This is a genomic window from Ferrithrix thermotolerans DSM 19514 (assembly GCF_900128965.1).
Classification (GTDB): domain Bacteria; phylum Actinomycetota; class Acidimicrobiia; order Acidimicrobiales; family Acidimicrobiaceae; genus Ferrithrix; species Ferrithrix thermotolerans.
In genome coordinates this window covers 1-23,544 of the sequence record NZ_FQUL01000036.1, presented here as the reverse complement: position 1 = coordinate 23,544, position 23,544 = coordinate 1, and the positions used below count along the sequence as shown (strand labels likewise).

Annotated in this window: 24 protein-coding genes; 23 read left to right on the top strand and 1 reads right to left on the bottom strand. The window is 50.4% G+C overall.

What is annotated here, in order from left to right:
* On the bottom strand, positions 1-199 hold a 199-nt coding region (locus tag BUA24_RS09760; protein ID WP_178138793.1), incomplete at its 3' end, for a transposase.
* Positions 200-691: 492 nt separating this feature from the next.
* Between BUA24_RS09760 and BUA24_RS09755 the strand changes: the two genes are divergently transcribed.
* The 23 genes from BUA24_RS09755 (at position 692) to BUA24_RS09645 (ending at position 23,492) form a co-directional block, all read left to right on the top strand.
* Positions 692-1,171, top strand: a complete 480-nt coding sequence (locus tag BUA24_RS09755; RefSeq protein ID WP_072791917.1) for a hypothetical protein — start codon at positions 692-694, stop codon at positions 1,169-1,171.
* 3 nt (positions 1,172-1,174) lie between these two features.
* The gene (locus BUA24_RS09750) at positions 1,175-2,011 is read left to right on the top strand and encodes a TlyA family RNA methyltransferase (protein ID WP_072791915.1); all 837 of its coding nucleotides are present in this window, start codon (positions 1,175-1,177) and stop codon (positions 2,009-2,011) included.
* 90 nt (positions 2,012-2,101) lie between these two features.
* Positions 2,102-2,929, top strand: a complete 828-nt coding sequence (locus tag BUA24_RS09745; RefSeq protein ID WP_072791913.1) for an NAD(+)/NADH kinase — start codon at positions 2,102-2,104, stop codon at positions 2,927-2,929.
* An 11-nt stretch (positions 2,930-2,940) separates the two neighbouring features.
* On the top strand, positions 2,941-4,521 hold the full coding sequence (locus BUA24_RS09740; protein WP_072791909.1) for a DNA repair protein RecN: 1,581 nt from the start codon (positions 2,941-2,943) through the stop codon (positions 4,519-4,521).
* Positions 4,522-4,561: 40 nt separating this feature from the next.
* Positions 4,562-6,253, top strand: coding sequence for a CTP synthase (locus BUA24_RS09735; protein ID WP_072791906.1), 1,692 nt, complete (start codon positions 4,562-4,564; stop codon positions 6,251-6,253).
* A gap of 3 nt (positions 6,254-6,256) precedes the next feature.
* Positions 6,257-6,811 carry an NUDIX domain-containing protein gene (locus BUA24_RS09730; protein WP_072791903.1) on the top strand — a complete coding sequence of 185 codons (555 nt, stop codon included), beginning with the start codon at positions 6,257-6,259 and terminating at the stop codon, positions 6,809-6,811.
* Positions 6,812-6,820: 9 nt separating this feature from the next.
* Complete coding sequence (locus tag BUA24_RS09725; RefSeq protein WP_072791902.1) at positions 6,821-7,756, top strand: tyrosine recombinase; 936 nt, start codon at positions 6,821-6,823, stop codon at positions 7,754-7,756.
* Positions 7,757-7,773: 17 nt separating this feature from the next.
* Complete coding sequence (locus tag BUA24_RS09720) at positions 7,774-8,127, top strand: TraR/DksA family transcriptional regulator (protein WP_072791901.1); 354 nt, start codon at positions 7,774-7,776, stop codon at positions 8,125-8,127.
* Positions 8,124-8,855, top strand: coding sequence for a site-2 protease family protein (locus BUA24_RS09715; protein WP_084660404.1), 732 nt, complete (start codon positions 8,124-8,126; stop codon positions 8,853-8,855). The genes BUA24_RS09720 and BUA24_RS09715 overlap by 4 nt, the downstream gene beginning before the upstream one ends.
* 87 nt (positions 8,856-8,942) lie before the next feature.
* Positions 8,943-10,160, top strand: a complete 1,218-nt coding sequence (locus BUA24_RS09710) for an MFS transporter (protein ID WP_072791900.1) — start codon at positions 8,943-8,945, stop codon at positions 10,158-10,160.
* Between the two features lie 187 nt (positions 10,161-10,347).
* On the top strand, positions 10,348-11,826 hold the full coding sequence (locus BUA24_RS09705; protein WP_072791898.1) for an APC family permease: 1,479 nt from the start codon (positions 10,348-10,350) through the stop codon (positions 11,824-11,826).
* Between the two features lie 204 nt (positions 11,827-12,030).
* Positions 12,031-12,495 carry a hypothetical protein gene (locus BUA24_RS09700; protein WP_143146512.1) on the top strand — a complete coding sequence of 155 codons (465 nt, stop codon included), beginning with the start codon at positions 12,031-12,033 and terminating at the stop codon, positions 12,493-12,495.
* A gap of 80 nt (positions 12,496-12,575) precedes the next feature.
* On the top strand, positions 12,576-12,884 hold the full coding sequence (locus BUA24_RS09695; RefSeq protein ID WP_178138792.1) for a rhodanese-like domain-containing protein: 309 nt from the start codon (positions 12,576-12,578) through the stop codon (positions 12,882-12,884).
* 1 nt (position 12,885) lies between these two features.
* Positions 12,886-13,968, top strand: a complete 1,083-nt coding sequence (locus BUA24_RS09690; protein ID WP_072791889.1) for an MBL fold metallo-hydrolase — start codon at positions 12,886-12,888, stop codon at positions 13,966-13,968.
* Positions 13,969-14,058: 90 nt separating this feature from the next.
* The gene (locus BUA24_RS09685) at positions 14,059-14,328 is read left to right on the top strand and encodes a metal-sensitive transcriptional regulator (protein ID WP_072791887.1); all 270 of its coding nucleotides are present in this window, start codon (positions 14,059-14,061) and stop codon (positions 14,326-14,328) included.
* 277 nt (positions 14,329-14,605) lie between these two features.
* A complete protein-coding gene (locus BUA24_RS09680) occupies positions 14,606-16,192 on the top strand; it encodes an AMP-binding protein (protein WP_072791884.1) in 1,587 nt (528 codons plus the stop codon).
* Positions 16,193-16,894: 702 nt separating this feature from the next.
* A complete protein-coding gene (locus tag BUA24_RS09675) occupies positions 16,895-18,316 on the top strand; it encodes a form I ribulose bisphosphate carboxylase large subunit (RefSeq protein WP_072791919.1) in 1,422 nt (473 codons plus the stop codon).
* An 89-nt stretch (positions 18,317-18,405) separates the two neighbouring features.
* Positions 18,406-18,738 carry a ribulose bisphosphate carboxylase small subunit gene (locus BUA24_RS09670; protein ID WP_072791881.1) on the top strand — a complete coding sequence of 111 codons (333 nt, stop codon included), beginning with the start codon at positions 18,406-18,408 and terminating at the stop codon, positions 18,736-18,738.
* Positions 18,739-18,810: 72 nt separating this feature from the next.
* Entirely contained in the window at positions 18,811-21,000 is a 2,190-nt protein-coding gene (locus BUA24_RS09665; protein ID WP_072791878.1) for an alpha-carboxysome scaffolding protein CsoS2, read from the top strand.
* Between the two features lie 42 nt (positions 21,001-21,042).
* Positions 21,043-22,629: a carboxysome shell carbonic anhydrase gene (locus BUA24_RS09660; RefSeq protein ID WP_072791875.1), complete on the top strand. Its 1,587-nt coding sequence runs from the start codon at positions 21,043-21,045 to the stop codon at positions 22,627-22,629.
* Between the two features lie 4 nt (positions 22,630-22,633).
* Positions 22,634-22,882 carry an alpha-carboxysome shell vertex protein CsoS4 gene (locus BUA24_RS09655; protein WP_072791872.1) on the top strand — a complete coding sequence of 83 codons (249 nt, stop codon included), beginning with the start codon at positions 22,634-22,636 and terminating at the stop codon, positions 22,880-22,882.
* Positions 22,883-22,891: 9 nt separating this feature from the next.
* Positions 22,892-23,146, top strand: coding sequence for a carboxysome peptide B (locus BUA24_RS09650; RefSeq protein WP_072791869.1), 255 nt, complete (start codon positions 22,892-22,894; stop codon positions 23,144-23,146).
* Between the two features lie 49 nt (positions 23,147-23,195).
* Complete coding sequence (locus BUA24_RS09645) at positions 23,196-23,492, top strand: alpha-carboxysome major shell protein CsoS1 (protein ID WP_072791866.1); 297 nt, start codon at positions 23,196-23,198, stop codon at positions 23,490-23,492.
* Positions 23,493-23,544 lie beyond the last annotated feature (52 nt).

Sequence of the window (23,544 nt, the reverse complement as noted above, 5' to 3'; positions counted from 1 at the left end):
TTTCCATCTCGAGCTCTTTGAGCTTCTTGGCATCTGTTGCTTTCATACCGCCATAGGTGTTCTTCCATCTATGCCAGGTGGTCTTTATCACGCCGAGACTGCGAGCAACCTCGGCAACAGTTTTACCTTCTCTCAGCATCTTGTCGCCATCGACAAGCTCTTTGATCACCAGCTCTTCGGTGTGTCGCTTGGATTTCATGGTGTTTTCCTCCATATCTACTTCGGAGGCAAAACTCACATATTGGGTGGGTTAGTTTTTGGGGAGCTCCTCAACGTCTCATGCATCTATTTATTGGTGCAATTGTTGAGGAAAACGCGTACGGCCACGAAGCCAGCTAGGCAACCGCAGGATCGCTGCACAAGAATCTTTACAGATATGAGCACTTCAATGATCTCAGCAGACTTATGAACTACACGCACAAGATTCCGTTAGAAGGATTTGCGAGAGCATTATGAGCGAATCGCTAAGGAGCAAGAATACTAAATTGGGGTAGTACTTAGATAGTTACTCGACGCTGAGATGCTTACGAAAATTATGGTCTCCATCTGTCGCTGCTTCTAGAGATCTCGATGCATCGAAGGACAACCGTAAGAGCGTAACATCGTAACGCGGTACCAGTCTTTCAACTTGTTGGCGTGAAAACGCATTAACTGGACGCAACTAAGTTTAGTAAATACTACCTTTGTAGACATGGGTGCACAAAGAGACGGCTTCAAGAAGCTTAACGAGGTTATCAGTTCCACCTTAAAGACTACTCAAAAAAAGAGTGAAGAGGCGATCAAAGAACTTATAAAGACAAGTGAGGCTCAGAGAGAACAGATTAGGGATCTTATAGAAGAGGTTGCGCAGAGGTCGAAAAAGAACGCCCAAAACATCACTGAGCTTGTGCGTGACGAGGTGAGTAAACAGATCAAAGAGGCGGGATTTGTTTCTAAAGAAGAGATCAAGAGCCTTATAGAGTCTGTAGTGGATACCGTTCTATCGAAACAAAGTAGCAGCTCTAAACCTTCGGCCGGACGATCTTCTACCAAAGGCGGCTCAGGTGAAAACAACGTTACCTCCAGCGCTACGGCTGAGACAGATTCAGATGAAACACCCAAGCGCACAACTCGTCCGTCAAGAGGTCGGGGAGGATCTCCTGCGTCTAGCTCAAAGGACGCAACCTCTTAGTAGATGACTCATGCACGAAGCAGATTGGATCTTCATCTCGTAAAGACTGGTACAGTCGATACCCGAGAAGCTGCGCGAGAGGCAATCTTGGAACACAGAGTTTTGGTGAACGGCGCTTTTGCCACGAAACCGGCTCAACAGGTGAGATCAAGCGACGCGGTGAGGCTGGTAGAGGCCAAGAGGTTTGTCTCTCGGGCGGGACTGAAACTTGATAACGCCCTGAGAGAGTTTGATGTATCTGTCGAAGGGCTAGAGTGTCTAGACGTAGGCCTTTCTACCGGTGGCTTCAGTGAATGCCTATTGCGGCGAGGGGTCAAAAGCGTCGTCGGGGTCGACGTAGGCACCCATCAAGTGCATGAAAGACTTCTTGGGTTTTCGAACTTCTCTTTCCATGAGCAGACAGATGTTAGGGAGTTTGCAAAGACTTACAGCGGTAGGGGGTTCGACCTTATCACCTGTGATGTGTCCTTTATCTCAATCACGAAGCTTACCCACGTACTAGCTAGCCTGCTCAGAGAAGATTACGCCTCACTAATCGTTTTGATTAAGCCGCAGTTTGAGTTGGATAAGATTGAGGTCTCACGAGGTAAAGGGGTAATAAAGTCATCTGAACTTTGGCGAAAGGCGATAGATTTAGTCGTGGCTTCATTCAGATCTGAGTCTTTGTACCTTGCGAAAATCGCTCCGGCCCATCCCAGAGGAACTAGTGGCAATCAGGAGTTCCTATCGATCTTTACCCAGATGGAGAGTACTGAGGTAGGAGTCTCTGAAGCGATTGAAAAAGCAGTAAAGCGCGCAAGTGATGCAAGCACAGCTAAGAGCAAAGGTGAACTACTCTAAATGAACCCCCTAGATCCGGCTGCCGATGAAATTGGCTCTGATGCTCGTCGACCTGATCTCTCTGGCGGTCCCAGTTAGTAGGTTGTAACTGTGCCAACTGTGAGTTTTCTCCTTCATCCCAAAAGACCCGAGTCCCGTCGGTACTTTCTGAAAAGTCAAGAGGAACTCCAAAGGCTGGGAATAAAGGCCCTAGAGATAGAGGGAACGACTCTCGTTGGAGATGAGGAGCTAGTAGTTAGCTTAGGTGGCGATGGAACGATGTTGAGGGCGGTTGATCTCTCCTTAGGTCGAGGTCTACCGGTGCTGGGTGTGAACTTAGGTAACCTAGGCTACCTAACCGAGATTGAGCCCTATGAGATTGTGTCTTCTGTTATTAGCTTCTTTGAAGGGAGCTACTACGAGGACCGTAGGATGACGCTGCTTTGTAAGGTGGAGAAAGTTCTCGGGGAGGGAGAGCCCGACAGATACTTTGCCCTAAATGAGGTAGTAGTTGAGCGGGAGCGATCCGGTCACGTAGTAAGGGTAGACGTCGAAATAGACGGAGATCTTTTTATTCGCTATGCGGCCGACGGTGTCATCGTAGCTACACCGACAGGCTCAACTGCTTACTCTCTCTCGGCGCGTGGACCGATACTAGCCCCAACTCTCGATGCGCTTGTCCTTACACCGATTACACCCCATATGCTCTTTGATCGAGCGATCGTCTTGGATCAGAACTCTGAAGTGGGACTCCGTCTGTCTGATGGACCAGAGGCTTCTGTTATGGTAGATGGAAGAGTGGTCGCCTCTCTTAGTACGGGGGACTGTGTAACCTGTGAGCGGAGCACCACCTACGCAAGGCTAGTGCGATATCAACCACGACAGTTCCACAGCATTTTGAAGAGCAAATTTGGGCTGGACTCCAAGGCAGGACTGTAGGGAGTAAGGAGTTGTTAGAGTACCTAAGAGTTAGGAATATAGGAGTTATCGAGGACGTCTCGATGGAGTTCTCCAAGGGCTTCGTCGTGGTGACCGGTGAGACTGGTGCCGGTAAGACGCTTCTTACATCGGCACTTTCCTTTCTGCTTGGTTCGAAGCTCCCTCGCTCTACACAAAAAAGTGAGACTGTGGTGGAAGCTGTTATTAATTTGAAGGGTCAAGAGCTGCACGTTCGACGAGAACTGAACTCCCTGGGTCGTTCTCGATCATTTAGAGACGGTGAACTAATTACCTCTGCCGAGCTGAGTCGGCTGATGCAGAGTCACATCGAGATCTTTGGACAAAACCTCTCAGTATCTCTCAGTAAGCCCCAGTTCCAGCTACAGATGCTCGACCGTGCCGGCCGGATAAGCCTTGAGCGGCTCATTGACATGCGGAGTCGACTACGCCAGCTTGAAAGGGAGTTGGGGGACTTTGAAGAACGAAACGCTGAGCTGACGAAGAAGAGAGATGAACTAAGAGAGACACTTGCCGAACTTGAAAGAGCCAGGCTCACAACCCCCGATGAGGACGGGGTGCTTGAGGAAAAGATAGAAGTGGCGACACATATCGAAGAGACGAAGGCGACTTTGAGACAAGCGCTATCTCAGTTGGATCCTGATCATGCGACCGGAGTCCTTGACGAATTGGCTCGTTTAGTGCGTGTGTTATCTCGGCTTCCAGGGGCAACAGAGATATCTCAGCGGGTCGAGAACGCCCTGATCGACCTTAGCGATATCAAGTCAGAGCTTTATGAGCAACTAAGCGTTCTAGAAGGCGATGAAGCGTCGCTAGAGGAGATGCAGGCGAGACTGTTTCAGCTTCGAACGCTTGAGCGGAAGTACCAGATGCCTCTCTTAGAGCTTGTAATGCTCCAAGAAAGGTGCAAGGAGGAACTCAGCCGCAGCGATAGCGGTCTGCAAAGTGCCACATATCTAGACACCGAGATCCAGCATCTTAGATCTAAAATTGCAGACGAAGAAAGTCAGATTAGATCCTTGCGTGTAAAGACCGCTAGTGCGATAAAAGATGAACTAGAGACTTTGTTGGCTGACCTAGGGCTCTCCCGCACAACGATCGAGTTCAACCTCAGCGCAGAGGGGGATGGAACGCCGATGGAGACACTTGTGTCAACTAATCCAGGGACACCGCTTGCGCCGTTGGGTCAGATAGCCTCCGGTGGCGAACTCTCGAGAATAATGTTGGCCCTTTGCAGAGTTCTCGGCTCGGATGCCACCACATTGATATTCGACGAAATAGATGCAGGAATTGGCGGTGAAACCGCCTTGTGGGTGGCTCGTTCACTGAAGGCTCTGGGCGAGCAAAAGCAGGTTGTAGCTGTTACACACCTGGCCCAAGTGGCGTCCTTCGCAGATCAGCACTTTGTGGTTGAGAAAGAACAGTCCGAGACCTCGACGAAAACCGTCGTAAAAGAACTCGTTACCTACGACGCGCAAGTGACCGAGATCTCGCGCATGTTGTCGGGACAAAGAGACTCTGAGGCTGCCCGAGAACACGCCGATGAACTCCTAAAACTTGGTGCTAAGGGTTGATTATCGTATATGAGTTGGATGCTAAGAGCTTGGGAGCGTTATGGCAAAACATATCTTTGTAACCGGAGGAGTTGCTAGTTCGCTGGGAAAGGGAATAACAGCAGCCTCTCTGGGTCGACTTCTTAAGTCTAGGGGACTACGGGTTACGTTGCAGAAGCTCGATCCGTATATCAATGTGGACCCTGGAACGATGAATCCATTCGAACACGGAGAAGTATTCGTTACCGACGATGGATCTGAAACCGACTTGGACTTGGGACACTACGAACGTTTTGTGGACGTACCGCTTCGACGAAGTTCTTCGGTAACTACGGGATCGATATACCAAAGTGTTATTGCCCGTGAACGCCGAGGTGACTATCTTGGCAAAACGGTACAGGTGATACCCCACGTAACCGACGAGATCAAGTCACGCATCTTTGATCTCGCAACAGAAGACGTCGACGTGGTAATAACCGAGGTGGGCGGCACCGTGGGTGACATTGAGATCCTTCCATTCATAGAGGCGATTAGGCAGTTCAGAAAAGACGTCGGTCGTGACAATGTCTGTTATATTCACCTGACGCTAGTACCTTATCTTGGCACCTCTGGAGAGCAGAAGACGAAGCCAACACAGCACTCTGTAACGGAGCTTAGGTCAAGAGGGATACAGCCGGATGTAATAGTGTGCAGATCGTCAAAGCCCATCTCAACCAGCGTGAAGCAGAAGATCTCAATGCTGTGCGACGTATCTGAGGAGGCTGTGGTATCGGCTATCGACGTGGCGAACCTCTATGAGGTTCCAAGGCTCCTGCATGAGGAAGGTCTGGACGACTACGTGTGCGAGCTGCTGCGCTTTGACTCGAAAGAGTATCCGCTTGACCTTACACAATGGAATCAGATGGCAGAACGTGCTAACAACCTGGAGGACACGATAAGTATCGGGATAATTGGCAAGTATGTCAACCTCCCTGATGCCTACCTATCGGTAGTAGAGGCACTAAAGCACGGTGGACTGCAAGAGGGGGTCAACGTATCGGTTGAGTTGATATCTGCGGAGACTATCACGCCTCTCCTCGCTGGATCGCGCCTGGAGAAACTCGATGGAATCGTTATTCCGGGCGGATTTGGTTCAAGGGGAATCGATGGAAAGATCACTGCCGCCTCCTACGCACGAGAGCACGGAATCCCATGTTTGGGAATATGTCTAGGACTCCAAGCTATGGTTATTGACTTTGCGAGAAACGTCTGCGATCTCGAAGGGGCTCACTCAAGAGAGTTCTCTCAGACTACGCCTTATCCAGTGATCGATCTGATGGAGGATCAAAGAGTCGTAGAGAATCTAGGTGGGACTATGAGGCTTGGTACCTACGTGGCAAAGTTAGACCCCGCCTCCAACACAGCCAAGTACTACGGTACGGAGGTAGTAGAGGAGCGTCATCGTCACCGCTTTGAGGTGAATCCGAGATATAGAACTAAGCTCCAGGAGTCGGGTCTAACGATCTCAGGTGTATCGCCAGACGGCAGGCTCGTAGAGTTCATAGAACTTAAGGATCACCCATTTTGGATAGGTACCCAGGCTCATCCAGAGTTCAAGTCACGCCCGGATCGACCTCATCCGCTTTTTAGAGGTCTAATTGAGCGCTCTCTGCAAAGGCACCACATGAGGGAGGGCGATGTTCCACTTGAGAAGGAGGCAGTAATTCGAAAGCCGGCAGAGTTCCCAATAGAGGCAAAGGACGAGGTGAGGTGACCGTTGTTCCAAAAAATTGAACAAAGCAGGGTCTTTGACGGTGACTTCATAAAGGTTGAAAAGGTCCGTTATGGATCTGACAGTGGGTCTGTAATCGAGCGAGAGTACATAATGCACCCTGGTGCCGTCACTGTGGTGCCTGTAGATGAACAAGGAAGGGTCTATGGACTGTGGCAGTTCCGTGCTGCTCTTGGGCGGGAGATTTTTGAGGTCTGTGCCGGCAAAAGAGATGTTGTCGGCGAGGATCCGGCGATTACGGCCGCAAGAGAGCTCAAAGAGGAGCTTGGGATCGTAGCATCAGAGATCCTGCATCTTGGATCTTTCTATAACTCCCCAGGATTCTGCGATGAGAGAACCGAGATGTATCTTGCCAGAGGTCTTACTCAATCGAGCCCCTCTCCCCAATCCGTGGAAGAGAGTGCGATGAGGATTGCCTCTTTTGAGTTAGCTAGGACGCCCAAGCTCGTAGCTGAAGGTGTGATAACAGATGGGAAATCAATAGTCTCGCTACTTTCTGCTTTTATGTACCTACACGGGGCTGGAAGTATCGGCGGTTGATGAAGAAGCGTGTCCAACAAGACATCCACTGACAGGCCCTATCTCTCAGAGGCGGCGTCAGCCTACCTAGCCTATCTTCGAGTGCAAGGTGGTCGATCTGAGAACACAGTTAGGGCTTACGCTAGAGACATCTATTTGTTTGAATCTGCACTTGCGGATGGGTCACTTCAGCTCACAGAGATTACACCTGAAGTTGTTGAGCGCTTCTTAGAGGATATCAGCCGCAGATTCTCAGACCGGACTGCCCTTAGGATCCAGTCCAGCGTCCGTGGATATTGCAGGTTTTTATTTAGCGACGGCTACCTCCAAAGCTACGTTGAGCCAAGAAATACCATGCCAAGACCTCCAGAGACCCTTCCAAAGGTGTTGGGCTCTACCGAGATCATCGAGCTACTTGAGTCAGTATCTGGAGATAGCCCCAAAGATCTCAGGGATCGTGCGGTTTTGGAGTTGTTGTACGGCACCGGAATGCGGATTTCAGAGCTTTGCGGCCTTCAACTTTGGGACGTAGACCCAGAGAACACAACAATCAAGGTTTACGGAAAGGGTTCAAAGGAGCGCATTGTGCCCCTTGGTGCACCCGGAGCTTCATCCTTGGCCGCCTATATGAGTCGTGGCCGCCCAAGTCTCAGTAAGGGTAGTAAGACAGGCTATCTCTTTTTGAACCTGAAAGGTTCTCGACTCACACGTCAAGGAGCGTGGCTTGTGATCAAGTCGAGGGCTTCTCAAGTTGGTTTAGGATCGAAGATTACTCCCCACACCCTTAGACACTGCTGTGCTAGTCACATGCTCGAAGGAGGGGCGGATCTAAGGGTCGTGCAAGAACTACTGGGCCACGCTTCACTTTCAACCACTCAAATATACACCAAGGTCACCCTCGGGCACATTAGAGAGATCTACATCACTTCACATCCCAGAAGTACAGTACGTAAACTTACTAAATAACCGATAACATTGGCTGTATGGCAGATCGAGAGGCTTTATTAGCTACCTTAGTTCAGGAGCTATCCATTGAAAGGGAAAGGCTAAGAGAACAGCTAGATGGACTGGGGTCGGCCTCGCTTGCAACAGGGGAGTTTGACTCTAACTTTGCGGACTCCTCTCAGGTTACCGCAGAGCGGGGAGAGCTTGAGGCTCTGCGAAGTTCTCTGGAAGAACAGATTAAAGACGTAGAGCGTGCCTTATCCAAGGTTCCCGAGGGTCGATTTGGTGTCTGTGAACTCTGTTCTAACGAGATAGCAGAGGAACGCCTTGAAGCTATGCCCACAGCGAGATACTGTATAGTTTGCGCCAACACCAAAAGCGGTCATCGATGAACAGGCGTAAAGACACTTTAGTTGCGATCGCCATCATGATGGTGATCCTCGTGATCGCAGCCCTTAGGCACGTGATAAATAGCGTCTCCATCTTGGCTATCTTGGCGATCGTACCTTCAGTAATACTTCACGAGGTTAGCCATGGATACGTCGCCTATCTTTTCGGTGACGACACGGCTAAGCGGTCAGGACGACTATCTCTAAACCCCTTTGTTCACATAGATGTAATTGGAACACTTATTCTTCCGGCGCTACTTTTACTTGTAGGGCTCACTCCCTTTGGTTATGCTAAACCCGTTCCAGTAGATGTCTCGAAGTTAAAGAACCCCCGCAATCAAGGTCTCTTGGTGGCATTAGTAGGACCCTTCGTAAACATTGTGATTGCGATCGTCGCAGGGCTGTTGATCCACGCTTCTATAGCCTCTCAGATGGCTTCTGATCCTCTGATTAGCCAATCACAGATCGGAAGTAGTCTGTGGGATCAGTTTCTCTTCGATCTGGGTACCATCAACGTGTTGCTAGCCGTCTTTAACCTCATACCTATCCCCCCTCTCGATGGGTCGGCTATTTTAGAGAGATTCCTCCCAGAGGCGCTATGGCAGCAGTACCTATCGATCAGGCGTTTCGCTCTGCCTGTGTTACTCTTCGTCGTATTACTGTCACCGACCCTAATCTATAAAATCGTATCTCCGGTAACTCAGCTTTGGCTGAACCACTTCATACCCTAGGGAATCGCAGATCATAACCTGACGTTAGACATAGTTTGATAGCTAACTGCTTGATCGTCCAGATCGCCTAGCTTAGAAAGTACTACTATGAGAGTAAGGACCCAGGGGCTTGTGCGCCTAAGGGAGGCGCTTGATGGGCCTTTGCTATCCGTTCTTTTAGTCACTGGACTATTTCGTGCGAGTCAGAACGCCGCCCAGACAACACTGTCCCTCATTGGTCACGAGGTGCTACATTACAGCCCTTCCTTGATCGGTGCTTCAGCTACGGTGGTAGGTTTGACCTCCGCTATTGCCTCTATAGCAATAGCGGGCCGCCTAAGACCATATCAGCTAAAGTCAGGGGTCATATCCTCTCTGTTGCTGGGTGCCGTTTCTATATTGCTCTTTTACCTTGCAAGCAACCTTGGAGAGTTCTTGATCGCAAGCGTCTTGCTTGGCATATCGGGAGGGCTCGCAATGCCAACTCTAGCGACGCTGTCTACGACGTCAAGGCGTATTTCGCCCGCTCGAGGTGTGGCTGCCTACACTGCTTCTCTTTCAGCTTCACTCGCCCTTGGTCCGTTCTATGAGACTTTTTTATTGAAGTCGACGCACGAAAACTCTCAGCTTGCGCTCCTTGCCTTTATTCCGATGCCGGTAGTCGGTGTTGTCCTCTTAGCATCTTTTTATAGAGGGGTTGCAGAGAAACGATCCGGTGCCCGAGCTAAAGTTGGTGCCCTAAAGATTAGGGAGTCAGCGCCCATCAGACTGGCGATCTCTGCACAACTGCTATACCAGGCTCCATTTGTGGCCGTAGTAGCATTCGGCGCGTTGTTGGCGAAGTACTCATTTGGGACCTCTTCTTCGACGGCACAGCTAGGGTTCACTGTGTTTTTCGTCTTCTCATTCTCTTCCCGCATTGTCCTGCTTTGGAAACCCGACGTTCTATCTCCTACGACCTTGCTAAAGACGTCTTCGATGCTTACGATCGTAGGCGTTGTGATGCTAGCTACGACCCATGGGGTGGCACTGTTCATGATCTCGATGGCGATATTAGGGATTCCACATGGGGTAACCTATCCAGTGTCTCTAGCGTTGCTCGCCAAATGGACCTCGCCAGAGACGCGCACTAGAGCCAACGCTGCTCTTTCCTCGGTAACGAGCTTTGTGGGCGTCTTGTTACCTCTGGTGCTCGGACTCATCGCTGCTAGATTTGGGTATCAGACGATGATTATGGTTGTATTGCTGCCGGTCCTTACGTTATCGGTTACCGTACTGCGTTCCTCGGAGGAGAAGCTTTCAAGGCAGGTAGTACAGCCAAACTAGCGAGGGCTCGCTTCTGCTATGTATCTTTTCATAGGAAGATCCAACAAGATAATTCATTTTCCCTCTTTGACAGTGGTCTCAGCCGACGTTCGAGTAAGACTTAGAAAAAGCAATAATTCTGATTAAATGCGAATTATTCGCAACTACAATCTGATGGTGAGTTTACCGATATAAGAAAGAGGTTCAGTTGCCTAAACCCATAGACAAAGCGGAGGTAGGGAAGGACCGTCGCCTCAGACAGGTCTATCACGTCCGTGATCTTGTGACGTTGTCGGTGTCAAGCGTTGGTCCACTGTTTTCTGTAGCTGCCACAGGTGGTGTAATGGCCGCTCAAGCGGGATGGTGGACTCTTCCAGCTGTTGGAATAATCGCCGTTCCCTTCATAATTAGTGGATTTGTATTCAGGCTGCTGAATCGCCACTTTCCCCACTCCGGTGCGTCGTATCACTGGTCGGCTCGGGTTATAGGTAAAGGCTCATCACGATTCCAGGCGTGGATCCTCATCCTTGCGTACTTCGCATCTATCCCGCCCATCATAGTTCCAGCCGCAAGCTACACGCTTTCCCTGGTCGCTCCACATGCAAGTCCGTCTCCACTGGTAGAAGTACTAGTTGGGCTGTTCTGGGTGCTATTTGCTCTAATACCACTCCTAGGTGGTGGACTCCCAACGGCGCGAATAACGCAGATCTTTCTAGGTCTTGAGATAGTCTCTCTCCTGTTTTTGGGTGTCTATGGTGTGATGAACTTCTCCAGACTGCACGTACCGATACACTTCGGTCCGATTCCTATCGCTGGGATGCTAACTGTAGCTGTGGTTGCTGCAACGATCCTCGACGGTTGGGAGATAGACAGTTACGCCTCTGAAGAGTCCCAGCGCCCTAAGGATGATCCGGGCAAGGGAGGAATAATCGGCGCATTTATGGCCCTTATGTTTTATGCGATCTTGTATCCGCTCATGTTCTCAGAGACTCCAATGTCCAAGCTCGCAAACGCCACAAACCCATTGGCTGTATGGGGAGATCGGCTTCTTCCGCAAGCACCTTGGGTGATACTGATCCCCGTTCTTGGATCTACAGCCGGTGGCCTTTGGCTCACCTCATACATCTTGACGAGAGCACTATATGCGATGGGTAGAGAGGGCCTAATTCCTAAGGCGTTTGGCAAGGTGTCGAGCCGGAGGGTTCCTCACGTAGCCATCCTAGTAACGATGGGTGCAGCCTTCATTGTGACGGTTATGCAACTACTATTTAGTTCGTTGGCATCGTTCTTCGGACTTGTTCTCTCAGCGGCAGGATTCTTCCTCGTAGCGGAGTTTCTGCTGGACTCGATCACGGCCTTTGTCTTCCTTACAGTCGGTCACAGAAAGCTTCCAGAGGTGACTATAAACCCGCACAGGCACAAGATGCTTCTAATTGGGTCAGGGCTTTCTACGGCCATGTTCGGTTTCTTTGCGGTAGCGTTCTTCGTGGTAGGTCCAAGTGCCATTGGAAGCTCGATCGACTACGTACTCTTGGCGCTCATTGGACTCGGAGTTGTCTTTGCGTATCTGACTCGAAATCGTAAGACCACCTTTATCTTCCATGGCCTTGATGCTCCAATCGAAGATATTAAGTTTCGCGGTGGAAAACGTGCCAGGACTCTTGCAGAGAGTAACTCAGTCCTCTAGGTAATCTTGGGCAGTTGTAACTGGGTAGGGTCTCTGGTTGCTTAGGAGAGCCGTCCTTCATATTCATGCGGGAAAGATCCGATCTCGAATTTGGTGAGCCTTCTTAGAAGGGCGCTCGGTTCTGATACCAGCACGGCGTTAGCGTTTACCTGAGATCAGATCCAGGTTAGACTACGTACTTACAAGAGTTGGTCTGGAGGAGATTTGAAACCACTTAGCCACCGAGGCAGAGTGATACTCGCCATATCCATGATGGTCGGGGTAATTTTGCTAGGTCTTACAACGGTTGTAGTCTCAAACCTCGTGCAAACTGCTCCTCCTTTGCCACCAAAGGATGTTTCGGGAACCTTTACCTGGACGGCACGACACGCCATTGTCCCGGTGACCCTCGATAGTGATCTTTCAGTCATCGAGAGCAGTGGACTAACGGGAAGTGAGTGTCAGAGTATAGCTAACGACGTTAGCGCGTCCCAGGCGTTGCCGCCGATTCCGAATGCATCGCTCGAGTTGCTATGGAGACACGCCTTGGACAACGCAACGAAGATTAATAGCCTATGCAAGGTAAGCAGTCCGTCAGGTACCCAGCTGCAGTCTGCAACCAACCTCGCCTCAAGCGCCGTGTACGACCTGACGCTGATCATTGACAAGCTAAATCTTCTCAAAAACTAGGTACAGGCTGCATGCGCGATACCCCAGGGGGTATATAATCTCACTATAAAGTTGTTTTTTGGAGTCAAAAGGAGCCTATAGTGAGTTATCAGGATGTGCCTGCACACAAGTTAGAGGAGCTGCTAAGCGCAGGGTTTCAACTTGTAGACGTGAGGGAGCCGATGGAGGTTGCTCGGGGAGCGCATCCTCAGGCAAAGAATATCCCCCTTTCGGAGTTGCCTCATCGTTTTCGTGAGCTCGATAGGTCAAGGCCGGTGGCGGTTATCTGTCAATCCGGGGCTAGGAGCGCCAATGCGGCCAGTCAGCTGGTCAGTTTTGGTTTCAGTCGAGTAGCAAGCATCGCAGGTGGCATGTCAGCAGTGAATCGACTCTCTGGAAGGAGTTTCTAAGTTGAGAACACTTACAGTAGATGAGCTTGGCAAGGTCTTAGGTACCGATAAACAACCCTTTGTCCTAGACGTAAGAGATCCAGATGAAGTAAGCGACTGGCCCATGCCACACTCTTACAACATTCCACTTTCAGAGCTCGTAACAAAGCTTGATGAATTGCCCAAAGATAAGACAATCGTAACCATGTGCTTAGCTGGTGCGCGATCAGCACAAGCAGCGGCCTTGCTGGAAGAAAAAGGCTTCGACGTGTTGTCGCTCCAGGGCGGAATTACCGCCTGGGCAGGATTCTACGACGTCGCAACGGTTACGGCTGGCAAGGCGGAGATCGTGCAGGTGCGTAGAAGGGGTAAGGGATGTCTGTCTTACGTCGTTGGTCATGGAGACAGCGCCTTCGTCATCGATCCATCCGTAGATGTAGATGAGTACGTAAAGGTTGCCAGTGACAGGGGTTGGCAGATCAAGAGAGTCTTCGATACGCATCTTCATGCCGATCATATCTCTGGAGCTCGTGAGCTTGTTGCCAAGACAGGAGCTTCGCTGATGTTGAATCCTGTTGAGGGCTACCTCTATCCCCACGAGAACATTGCAGACGGTGACTATTACGAGATCGCAGAGGGTGTGGGTGTAACCGTAAAGGCACTTCATTCGCCTGGACATACGATGGGGTCCGTGATGTACGTCGTAGACGGCAAGGCGCTCATCTCCGGGGATACAATATTCGTAGATGGAGCCGGAAGGCCTGATCTTGCTGAGAAAGCGGAGGAGTACGCGAAGGAGCTCTACAACTCGATAACTGGGCATCTTGGGGGTCTTGATCCCGATGTAACTATTCTCCCAGCGCACTTTGGAGATAGGGTTGACGTCCTGCCGGAAAAGCCCGTTGCAACGACGGTAGACAAGTTTCAAAGCGACTTCGAGACACTTCTTTCAGATAGGGACAAGTTCCTCGCCTGGGCAACCGGCAAGGCGACCAACCGGCCACCGAACTACCAGCGTATAGTGAGGGTCAATCAAGGACGTGAGACTATCTTGATCTCTGAGGCACCGGAGATGGAACTTGGTCCTAACAGGTGTGCAATTTAGACGGTTGTAAGTTCTAAGAGATGTTTCTGTAAGCAAATATGCCGTAGGCCCTGGAGCTCTCCCTAGGGTCTATGGCTTGTAGGAGAAGAGATGGAACTACCTCAAGAGGTAATTGACGAAGTAACAAAGAGACTAAGAAGGGTAGAGGGCCAGGTGGGAGGCCTCATAAGGATGGTGCAAGACGGTCGGGACTGTAAAGACATCCTGACTCAGCTAAGTGCGGCATCAAAAGCCCTCGAACAGGCCGGATTTAGACTCGTAGCATCCGGGATGACGTACTGCTTAGAACAGCCTGAGAAGGCGTCTGCGGATGGCTACTCACTAGAAGAGGTTCAAAAGCTCTTCATGAAGCTCGCTTGATCTACTTAAATGACTAGCTACGCGTCGAGTTCATGTAATTTCAGCACACTCGATGTCTAATTGGCGGAGAAGATACAGCTTCCTTGCAAAGCCTAAAGTTATCAAAGGCCACTGCTGGGAGGGTCGTCGGTTCGCACGCTCACAGGTTGCTAACTCAAAGAGGTTTGATCTACCAAAACACGTCTCCTGTGGGTTTTAGTTACTCGGCTTAGTCGACTACAGCCTTGAATCAAGGTTACCCTTAGAGTACTCTTTGTATTTGTAAGAGGGGGGTACCGTGACAGATCTAGAGCTAAACCTTATTCAAAGAGTAAACGTAGGAGACTCGCTGACGAGAACTTCTTGGAGATATCCAGATAAAGTTGCCCTGGTTGAAGACGAAAAGCGGATAACTTACAAGGAGTTCAACGAAACGGTAAATAGGGTTGCAAACGCTTTGTTGGAGAGGGGATATTCAAAGGGCATCCCTATAGCTTTACTGGCTCATAACTCTTATGAGTTCCTGGTTACATACTACGCCTGCGCCAAAGCAGGACTTATATGTGTTCCGATCAATCTTGGTTGGCGCCCGTCCGAGGTCTCTTACGTGTTGGCCCACTCCGAATCTCAGGCTCTCATAGCCCAAGCCTCCATCTTTGAGACTTTCAAGTCCGCCCTAGATGGGCTTGAAAGTCTTAGGGAGGTATTTATCTTTGGAGCGTATAAAGGGGAGGAAAGTACTCAGCAGACCACCTTTGAAGATCTGACATCACACGTGAGTTCGTCTGAACCACAAGTTCTGATAGAAGACAGAGCACCGTTGAGCTATCTCTACACCTCGGGTACAACGAGCGCACCAAAGGGAGTCGTGTCTTCACATCTCGCTGTCTACCTTGAGTCACTTGGCTCAGCTTTGGAGAACCACTCCACGGAGAAAGATGTCGTTAGCGCTCTTATGCCAATGTTTCATACGGCGCAGTTGAATGGACTCTGTACCCCCATGATAGCACTTGGCGGTCGACTTATTATCATGAAGGGGTTTAACGCTGATCTCGTCCTTGACAGCATCGAAGCCGAGGGTATGACTACGGTATTCTGTCTTCCTTTTATGGTTCGAGAGTTGCTCGAACGTTACCGAGAAAAGCCAAGGAATATCTCTACTTTAAAGTTGATAATGTATGCTATGGCCCCAATGCCGGATGCTTTGTTACGTGACGCTATCGATACCTTTCGTTGCGACTTTACCTTGGCGTTTGGTCAGACCGAGATGAATCCAGTGACGACAGTGTTTCGCCCCGAGCATCAGTTGACCCACTCTGGTGCTGTAGGTACACCGCAGATAAACGTTCAAATTGCAATCTTGGGAGATGATGGCAGGGTGTTGAACCAAGGAGAGACCGGAGAGATATGCTACCGTTCACCCCAGTCGATGTCGGAGTACCTTAAAAATCCGGTTGCCACTGAAGAAGCTTTTAGGGGAGGATGGTTTCACTCTGGTGATGCAGGTAAGTTCGATAAAGACGGCGTGCTGTGGTTTGAGGACAGGTTCAAGGATGTCATCAAAACTGGAGGAGAAAACGTCTCGTCCATAGAGGTAGAAAAGGCGATCTATGCAACCAATCCTGATGTCGCCGAGGCCTGCGTAGTGGGGATATCTCATCCCAAATGGTCTGAGGCTATCACCGCCTTCGTCGTCCCAAGAGCGGGATCCAAGATTGACCCAGAGGCGCTCATCAGAGATCTCAAACTAAATCTAGATGGGTTCAAGTGCCCAAAGAAAGTAGTGGTTGTCAATACTCTCCCTCATACCTCTACAGGCAAGATACAAAAGCACCTCGTACGAAAAGATCACGCAGACCTGTATGGGTCTTCTCAGCTGACATAGTCGAGTTGACTCTTAGTTGCCTACCTACCTTGGCGTACAACCGATTAGTTGTCCTGGTACAACGGTTCCTTTAAAATGACCCGTACTTCTACGAACTGCTCGCATCTTTAATTTGATCCAAAAGCGGACATTACACTTTGGGCTCTTTGCACAAGAGGGATGTTGTTGGTCGGTGATGATCGTGATAAACGGTCAGCCCTTCTCCAGCGCGCTAGTTGGGATATGGAGACATGGCTCAGCACTTCTGAGATGTCCAAAGTGCTACTCGATTCAAGGTGTGGGCATGGAAGATAGGCGTTTTAGGTGCTCCATAACATAGGCCGCTTGACGTCTCGGAAGGATGGAAATTCCCTACCCATATCCCCCAAGGCATCCCCCATTTGGATGGCTCACAGGGCTTTATTTAGGTAGAGATAAACAATTTAGAGGTCTTTGGGGCGCTGCATGACCTTCATCAAGGTAAAGCCATATCGAGGGACACTAATGGGCTTCAGTTCCTCTGTTATAGATCTCTAAGGTTATTTAAGATCGGTCATCCCCATTAAGAGTGAGAAAGGGTCACTTTTTATACTCCTATACTGCCACACAGGCATTCAAACCTAACTTGATGCTCCGATCATCAATGTCCGTGAACAACAAAGAGAGAAGGCGTGGTATGGCTGTAAATCGGTACAAGGCTGCTCTGAAAGGAAGATGTCGGCGATGGCTGTAAATCGGTACGAAGCTGGAGTTAAAGAATATAGGCAAACGTACTGGGCGCCTGAGTATGTTCCGTTAGACTCAGACCTCTTAGCGTGCTTCAAAATTACACCCCAACCCGGTGTAGATCGAGAGGAAGCTGCTGCTGCTGTGGCAGCAGAGTCTTCAACCGGTACTTGGACGACGGTTTGGACAGATCTGCTTACAGATCTAGACTACTACAAGGGTCGAGCTTATCGGATAGAAGACGTACCGGGTGACGATAGTAGCTTCTACGCCTTTGTAGCCTACCCAATAGACCTCTTCGAAGAAGGCTCCGTTGTAAACGTCTTTACGTCACTGGTGGGAAACGTATTTGGATTTAAAGCCGTTCGGGCGCTCAGACTTGAAGACGTCAGATTCCCCTTGGCCTATGTCAAGACCTGCAACGGTCCGCCGCACGGTATTCAGGTTGAGCGCGACAAGATGAACAAGTATGGTCGTCCACTACTTGGATGCACCATCAAACCCAAGCTCGGTCTCTCTGCCAAGAACTATGGCCGGGCAGTATATGAATGCCTTAGGGGCGGTTTGGACTTTACAAAAGACGATGAGAACGTCAACTCCCAGCCCTTTATGCGCTGGCGTGACCGCTTCCTGTTCGTCGCAGACGCTATACACACCGCAGAACAAGAGACGGGTGAGCGCAAAGGTCACTACCTCAACGTGACAGCACCATCCCCGGAGGAGATGTATGAAAGGGCGGAGTTCGCTAAGGAACTTGGCATGCCCATCATCATGCACGACTTTCTAACGGGTGGGTTCTGTGCAAATACAGGTTTGGCTCGCTGGTGCCGTAAGAACGGTGTCTTGCTCCACATCCACAGAGCAATGCATGCAGTTGTTGACCGGAACCCAACGCATGGGATCCACTTCCGAGTACTAGCAAAAGCCCTTCGACTTTCTGGTGGAGACCATCTCCATACAGGAACTGTAGTTGGCAAGCTAGAGGGCGATCGTGCATCAACTCAAGGGTGGATCGATCTACTGCGTGAGTCCTACATACCAGAGGATCGCAGTCGCGGCATCTTCTTCGACCAAGACTGGGGTTCGATGCCCGGTGTATTTGCGGTCGCTTCCGGTGGAATTCACGTCTGGCATATGCCGGCACTGCTCAATATATTCGGTGATGACGCTGTGTTCCAATTTGGAGGCGGAACTCTGGGACATCCTTGGGGTAATGCGGCCGGCGCAGCGGCTAACCGCGTAGCTTTAGAGGCATGTGTTCAGGCTCGAAACGAAGGCCGTGAAGTTGAGCGAGAAGGCAAGGAGATCCTTACTAACGCTGCGAAGGACAGTCCAGAGCTGAAGATAGCTATGGAGACATGGAAAGAGATTAAGTTCGAGTTCGACACCGTCGACAAGCTCGATGTCGTCAATCGCTAGTCGGCTGGAACTTTCGAAGTTAACTTATTAAACCAGCATGGAGCGGCCCTTGAGGCCCAGCTCCATGCTTCGTAGAAAGATTGATAACTATGGCTGAACTTCAAGATTATAACTCCACACCCAAATATGAGACATTCTCGTACCTTCCTGCAATGACTCCAGAGCAGGTTAGGAAGCAGATCGTCTACCTTATCTCTCAAGGCTGGAATCCAGCGATAGAGCATGTAGAGCCGGAGAACGCCTCTCGGTACTTCTGGTACATGTGGAAGCTGCCAATGTTTGGTGAGCAGTCTCCTGACGTCGTGATCTCGGAGCTTGAGGCATGCCATCGTGCACACCCAGGTCACCACGTACGTCTGATAGGCTACGATAACTTCTCTCAAAGCCAGGGAATCGCTTTTGTCGTCTATCGCGGGCGCTAGCTGCAACTTTGCGTGGCGTTCCCATCTTTTAAGTGTGGTCTCACGTTCGGGGTTTGAAAGGATCATTAGCAAATGAGCGATTCCATAGGAAGTCGTAACTCATCGACTCAATCAGCGCGCTGGGCTGCGCTTGAAAGACGAAGAGCGCTTTCCAGCAGAGGTGCCGCTGGCCTTAAAGGGTTGGCTGCTCCTACAGCAAACTCAAAAGCTCCTTTAAGGTCAAGACAAAGGCCGACCACCCAGATCGTGATGAAGGGTATTCCTCAAGATGTTGAAGTTCTAAGCGATCAAGTAAAGGCTGTTCTTGAGGATCACCGAGACGCAATGGATCCAGTAAGCAGTACTGAGATTAACAACTCTCGCCTAGATAGTTCAGAAGGATCCGAGTCTCACTGCGGTTGTGACAGTAAGGATCGTCTTGCAGATGCAGAAAAAGAGAGTGTCTCTTCTCTGAGTGAGGCAACCGTTCAAACAACAACTGTTTCTATGTGGAACACGGCGCAGTCGGTTCGGCAGTTAAGTCGTCAAAGAAGAAGTTCACTTGCTCAAAGCGGCAAGTCTGCATATCGTGCCTCTAATCAGAGATCTAAAGGTGCTATGCCAAATCGAATGCCGCTAGCAGCAGCTATTAGTGGGCTTACCGGGCGCGAGGCAGCAAAGAAACGTAGAGAGTTGCTATGTCAACAAGGTCGTGGCGACGCGGCAGCATGCAGACCTACGGGAAGAGTCAGAGTTAGGGTTTTAGGTCCTCAAAAAGTAGAGATTGGCACGACGCTTAGCGGTACTTTAGTAACCGGAACTCAAGTGGAGCGCAACGTTTTAGTTACTGGAACCGAAGCTGGGAGTTGTCGCAACATAACGGGGACAGAGTACATAGGGATGGAGCACTTCGATACCCTCTGTGCCGTCACGCCAGAACCCGCTCCGTCGAAGGTATCAATGGGAAGAACAGGTAGAGGTCAAACTATAACCGGCACAGAGGTTGGTCCAAGTATCAAGGTCACCGGAGACGAGTACGGTGAGTGCAAGACCATAACGGGTACTGAATATCTAAGCGCCGATAAGTTTGAGTCATTTTGTTCTACGAAACCTTTCCAACCACCAGCAAAGGTAAATCTCATGGCTACCCAAAAAGGGCTTAGTGTAAGCGGTACCGCTGTAGGTCGTAGCCAGAAGGTCACCGGTGATGAGCAGGGAGCAGACCGTCCTCTAACGGGGACTCAGTACTATAGGCCTCAGTCCTTAGAGGGAGCCCGTCGTAATGGATCGGGGGTGCCCCATAAAGTCAGCGTAATGAGTACAGTCCGGGAACGGACAGTTACCGGTACCGATGCCATCCCCCACGAAAAAGTCACCGGAGCAGAGCGCGGAGTTTGTGCTCCGGTGACGGGTACCGAGACGACGGGGCTAGAGCAGTATCAGGCGTGCAATCGAAGGCCTTTACTTGGCGCTGAGAAGGTGTCTTTAGCAAGGACATGGCACGATCAACCGGTCTCGGGCACGGCATTGGAACTGACTGATAAGGTGACTGGCGATGAGTATGGGGCCTGTGCTTCCGTGACGGGTACAGAGTACGTGGGGCCGCAACAGTACGCTGAGTTCTGCGAGCCAGATACCCTCGTCCAGACGCAGCAAATGATGTCTAGGCCCTCTGGTATCAATCAGTTCGTTACAACAGGTATAGATCTTGGTCCAGATGATAAGATTACCGGGTCTGAGCGCGGTGAGAACATCGCCTTGAGCGGCACTCCATATTCAAGGCAAAGATTTAGCTATCAAGGTGATCCTGTAGCACCCTACGGAGGATTCAGTATCACCACTCCGGCCCGCATAGCTAGGGAGAGAACGGCAAGGATTACGGGAACAGCATATGGATCGGCTGGTCGTAAAATCACCGGTCCAGTAAACCTTGCTGACGGCCTTGTATCTGGGACTCCAGAGTTTCGGTATCAGGACGATTCCTACGACGTCACACAGTTTGAACCCATGAGCGCAGAAGAAACTATGCGCCCCCGCCTTACTGGTGAAGGTAAGGACGCTGGTTTTGCTATCACCGGTACAGGTTGGGGGAGAGGTGCAGGCATTACAGGCACCGAAGGGCCCTCCACGCGTCGTAATCCAACGTTTCGTGCTGCGAGTTCCGGGGGGTTCTCTACAAGAGCACCAGAACGTAGAGAAACCTCCACCGTTCAGATAACCGGCAGTAGTGGCGGTGAGGTCAAAGGACCTACGGTTACTTACTCAGGTGGAACCAGAGGTTAGTGTCGTGGTCTCTGTGAACTCAGCTCCAGTTGAAGGCGATCGATGAACACCCGCAATCGTCCAGGTCGACATAGTAGCACTTTGGGTCAAGCGCCGAAGCCACCTTATGGGCTCGGTACAGGACAGCGTGCTTTGCCGTCGCGCCCTGTGGGTCACTTCGTAGCGTTTGAGGCTGTAAAGCAACGCTCCGAGATACCTCCTAATCCAGCGTGTGTGAACAGTCATGGTCAGCCATGTCGACATCCGCTGACCAATACTGCCCAAAATCATGACCTAATGGCTTGTGAGGCTATGGTCAGGGGTCACTTTGCTGCGATCGAACCGACGCTTAGAAAGATTGCTTCTCTCCAACGAGAAGAGAGTTTCGTAGAGTCTGCGCAAAGTATCGCTAGAGCAGAGCTAGGTTTTGAGTTGCCGGCTCGTCCCCTAAAAGATGCCTGGGTAAATGGACTGGATGTGCGAGCGCTATACGGAGCGAGTGTGATGAGGACGATTCGTCTAGTCATCGACAAGACGCAGGCGATCGTCAATCAAGACAACGAAGACGACGTCGCATTCTTCTTGGACTGTGGTTACCACGCAGTGGATATAACTCCTTGCTCGGATGGAAGACTCAAAGGTCTGATTCGCTACATCCTTCGACTCCCAGGTGCCACCATTAGGAGCAAAAAGGCTTACGCTGGCGCAATGTTCGATGTCGAGGATAATGTAGCGAGATGGATCGAGACAGAACTTATGCGATACCGAGAAGCGATTCCCGTTCCAGCTGACGCTGGTACTAGGTACCTAAAGATAGTGGTCTATCACTACAGCAGTTCTGATCCAGATCATGAGGGATGCGCAGCACATGGCAGTGATGAACGTCTGGCTGCAAAGGCGGGATTGGACCGACTTTCTGAGTTTCGTCAAGCCATTGAAAATAGCTTCTTCTGTGGAGCGTCGGTGGATACTCTACTGATAGGAGTGGATACCGATACGGATTCTATACGTGTGCACATTCCAGATGCCAACGGAGAGATGACCTTAGATCGCTGGGTGTGTAACCTTCGACTCTATCAAGATACCGTAAATCTGGATCCCACATCAGCTCGGGTGAAGGTATTCGAGGCGATCTCTGATGCAACTGTAGCAGACGCCGTGGAGGGCCCCCATGAGGGGATGCGTCGTTTGATTGCAACTCTCCTTATCAATAACCTCTCTCAGGTTGAGTATGTCTGTGGACGTTACGGAGGCCGGTATCCAGATATCGGTCATAACGAACAGATAATCAGCGTTGGAGATGGCTTCGGTGAGTTCCAGGTACGCAACTTGGCGTACTTCGTCTACCTTCACACCGTTGAAGAGAGCGTGCAAGATCTTGACGTGGGTATAAAGATCTTTACACGTCTAAACGTTGAACGCGGTCTGCCAATACCCGTTTCGATTCACTTTCGCTATGACCGTAGGGTTCCAGGAAGTAGGGAAAGGTCGATAGAGAGATGCAGGAGAGTCGGTGATGCCATAAAGTCCCGTTATAAAGAGTTGTATCAACAAGGTTTACTAATATGTGGGGCGACTGTCCAGGACATGGCTTCTGGTAGTCCCATTGAGCCAATTGAGTTAGACAACATCTTGATAGGACGGGTTTAAAGACATGAAGATATGCCAAGTAGAAAAGACATTAGTGTCAACCAACAGAATAAAGGAGATGGGACATCGTCCTCTTCTGGTTGTCAAGGAGAAAAATGGTGCTCGAAGCGTTGCAGTCGACGCTATTGGGTGCGTGGCTGGAGACTGGGTGATCGCCGTGAGTGGTTCAGCGAGTCGAGCTGCGGCAGGTAGCAAGGACTATCCAAGCGACTTGACCATAGTTGGCATAATCGACAACTGGTCCGAGGAGTAGCTTGCTGAGATGGACATACTCTGCGTCGTTTCTGAGCTGGTTGCGACCCGACGGACACCTGGGCTTCAAAACATATCCCTGCGTGTGCTAGCGGACTCAAAGGGAAAGTTAAGCGTCGCTACCGATCCAGTTGGAGTACCGCCCGGAAAGTGGGTTATTGCGGTGACCGGGACAGCCGCACGATATGCAACCGGTAACTTTGACACACTAACCGATCTAACTATCGCTGGGATTATAGATAACTGGGATCCACAGGACGGTTAGAGAACAAGTAGTAACGAAAAAAATCTACAGGTAAAAGGAGCAAATAGATATGGCAAATGCAGTCAGCGGAATAGCACTGGGAATGATCGAGACCAGAGGATTAGTCCCTGCGATCGAAGCGGCTGATGCTATGACTAAGGCAGCAGAGGTACGGCTAGTTGGCCGTCAGTTTGTTGGTGGCGGGTACGTCACGGTCTTAGTTCGTGGTGAGACGGGTGCTGTAAATGCAGCGGTTAGGGCTGGAGCAGATGCATGCGAGCGTGTTGGTGATGGTCTTGTTGCTGCTCACATCATCGCTCGTGTACACAGCGAGGTTGAGAACATTCTGCCCACAGACGAGTTTTAGTTAGGCAACGACAATAAGGGAGAACCAATAGATATGGCAAATGCAGTCAGCG

Coding starts and splice junctions, on each gene's coding strand:
- BUA24_RS09755 (WP_072791917.1), top strand. CDS start 692: ATGGGTGCACAAAGAGACGGCTTCAAGAAGCTTAACGAGGTTATCAGT.
- BUA24_RS09750 (WP_072791915.1), top strand. CDS start 1,175: ATGACTCATGCACGAAGCAGATTGGATCTTCATCTCGTAAAGACTGGT.
- BUA24_RS09735 (WP_072791906.1), top strand. CDS start 4,562: ATGGCAAAACATATCTTTGTAACCGGAGGAGTTGCTAGTTCGCTGGGA.
- BUA24_RS09720 (WP_072791901.1), top strand. CDS start 7,774: ATGGCAGATCGAGAGGCTTTATTAGCTACCTTAGTTCAGGAGCTATCC.
- BUA24_RS09715 (WP_084660404.1), top strand. CDS start 8,124: ATGAACAGGCGTAAAGACACTTTAGTTGCGATCGCCATCATGATGGTG.
- BUA24_RS09710 (WP_072791900.1), top strand. CDS start 8,943: ATGAGAGTAAGGACCCAGGGGCTTGTGCGCCTAAGGGAGGCGCTTGAT.
- BUA24_RS09685 (WP_072791887.1), top strand. CDS start 14,059: ATGGAACTACCTCAAGAGGTAATTGACGAAGTAACAAAGAGACTAAGA.
- BUA24_RS09675 (WP_072791919.1), top strand. CDS start 16,895: ATGGCTGTAAATCGGTACGAAGCTGGAGTTAAAGAATATAGGCAAACG.
- BUA24_RS09670 (WP_072791881.1), top strand. CDS start 18,406: ATGGCTGAACTTCAAGATTATAACTCCACACCCAAATATGAGACATTC.
- BUA24_RS09665 (WP_072791878.1), top strand. CDS start 18,811: ATGAGCGATTCCATAGGAAGTCGTAACTCATCGACTCAATCAGCGCGC.
- BUA24_RS09660 (WP_072791875.1), top strand. CDS start 21,043: ATGAACACCCGCAATCGTCCAGGTCGACATAGTAGCACTTTGGGTCAA.
- BUA24_RS09655 (WP_072791872.1), top strand. CDS start 22,634: ATGAAGATATGCCAAGTAGAAAAGACATTAGTGTCAACCAACAGAATA.
- BUA24_RS09650 (WP_072791869.1), top strand. CDS start 22,892: ATGGACATACTCTGCGTCGTTTCTGAGCTGGTTGCGACCCGACGGACA.
- BUA24_RS09645 (WP_072791866.1), top strand. CDS start 23,196: ATGGCAAATGCAGTCAGCGGAATAGCACTGGGAATGATCGAGACCAGA.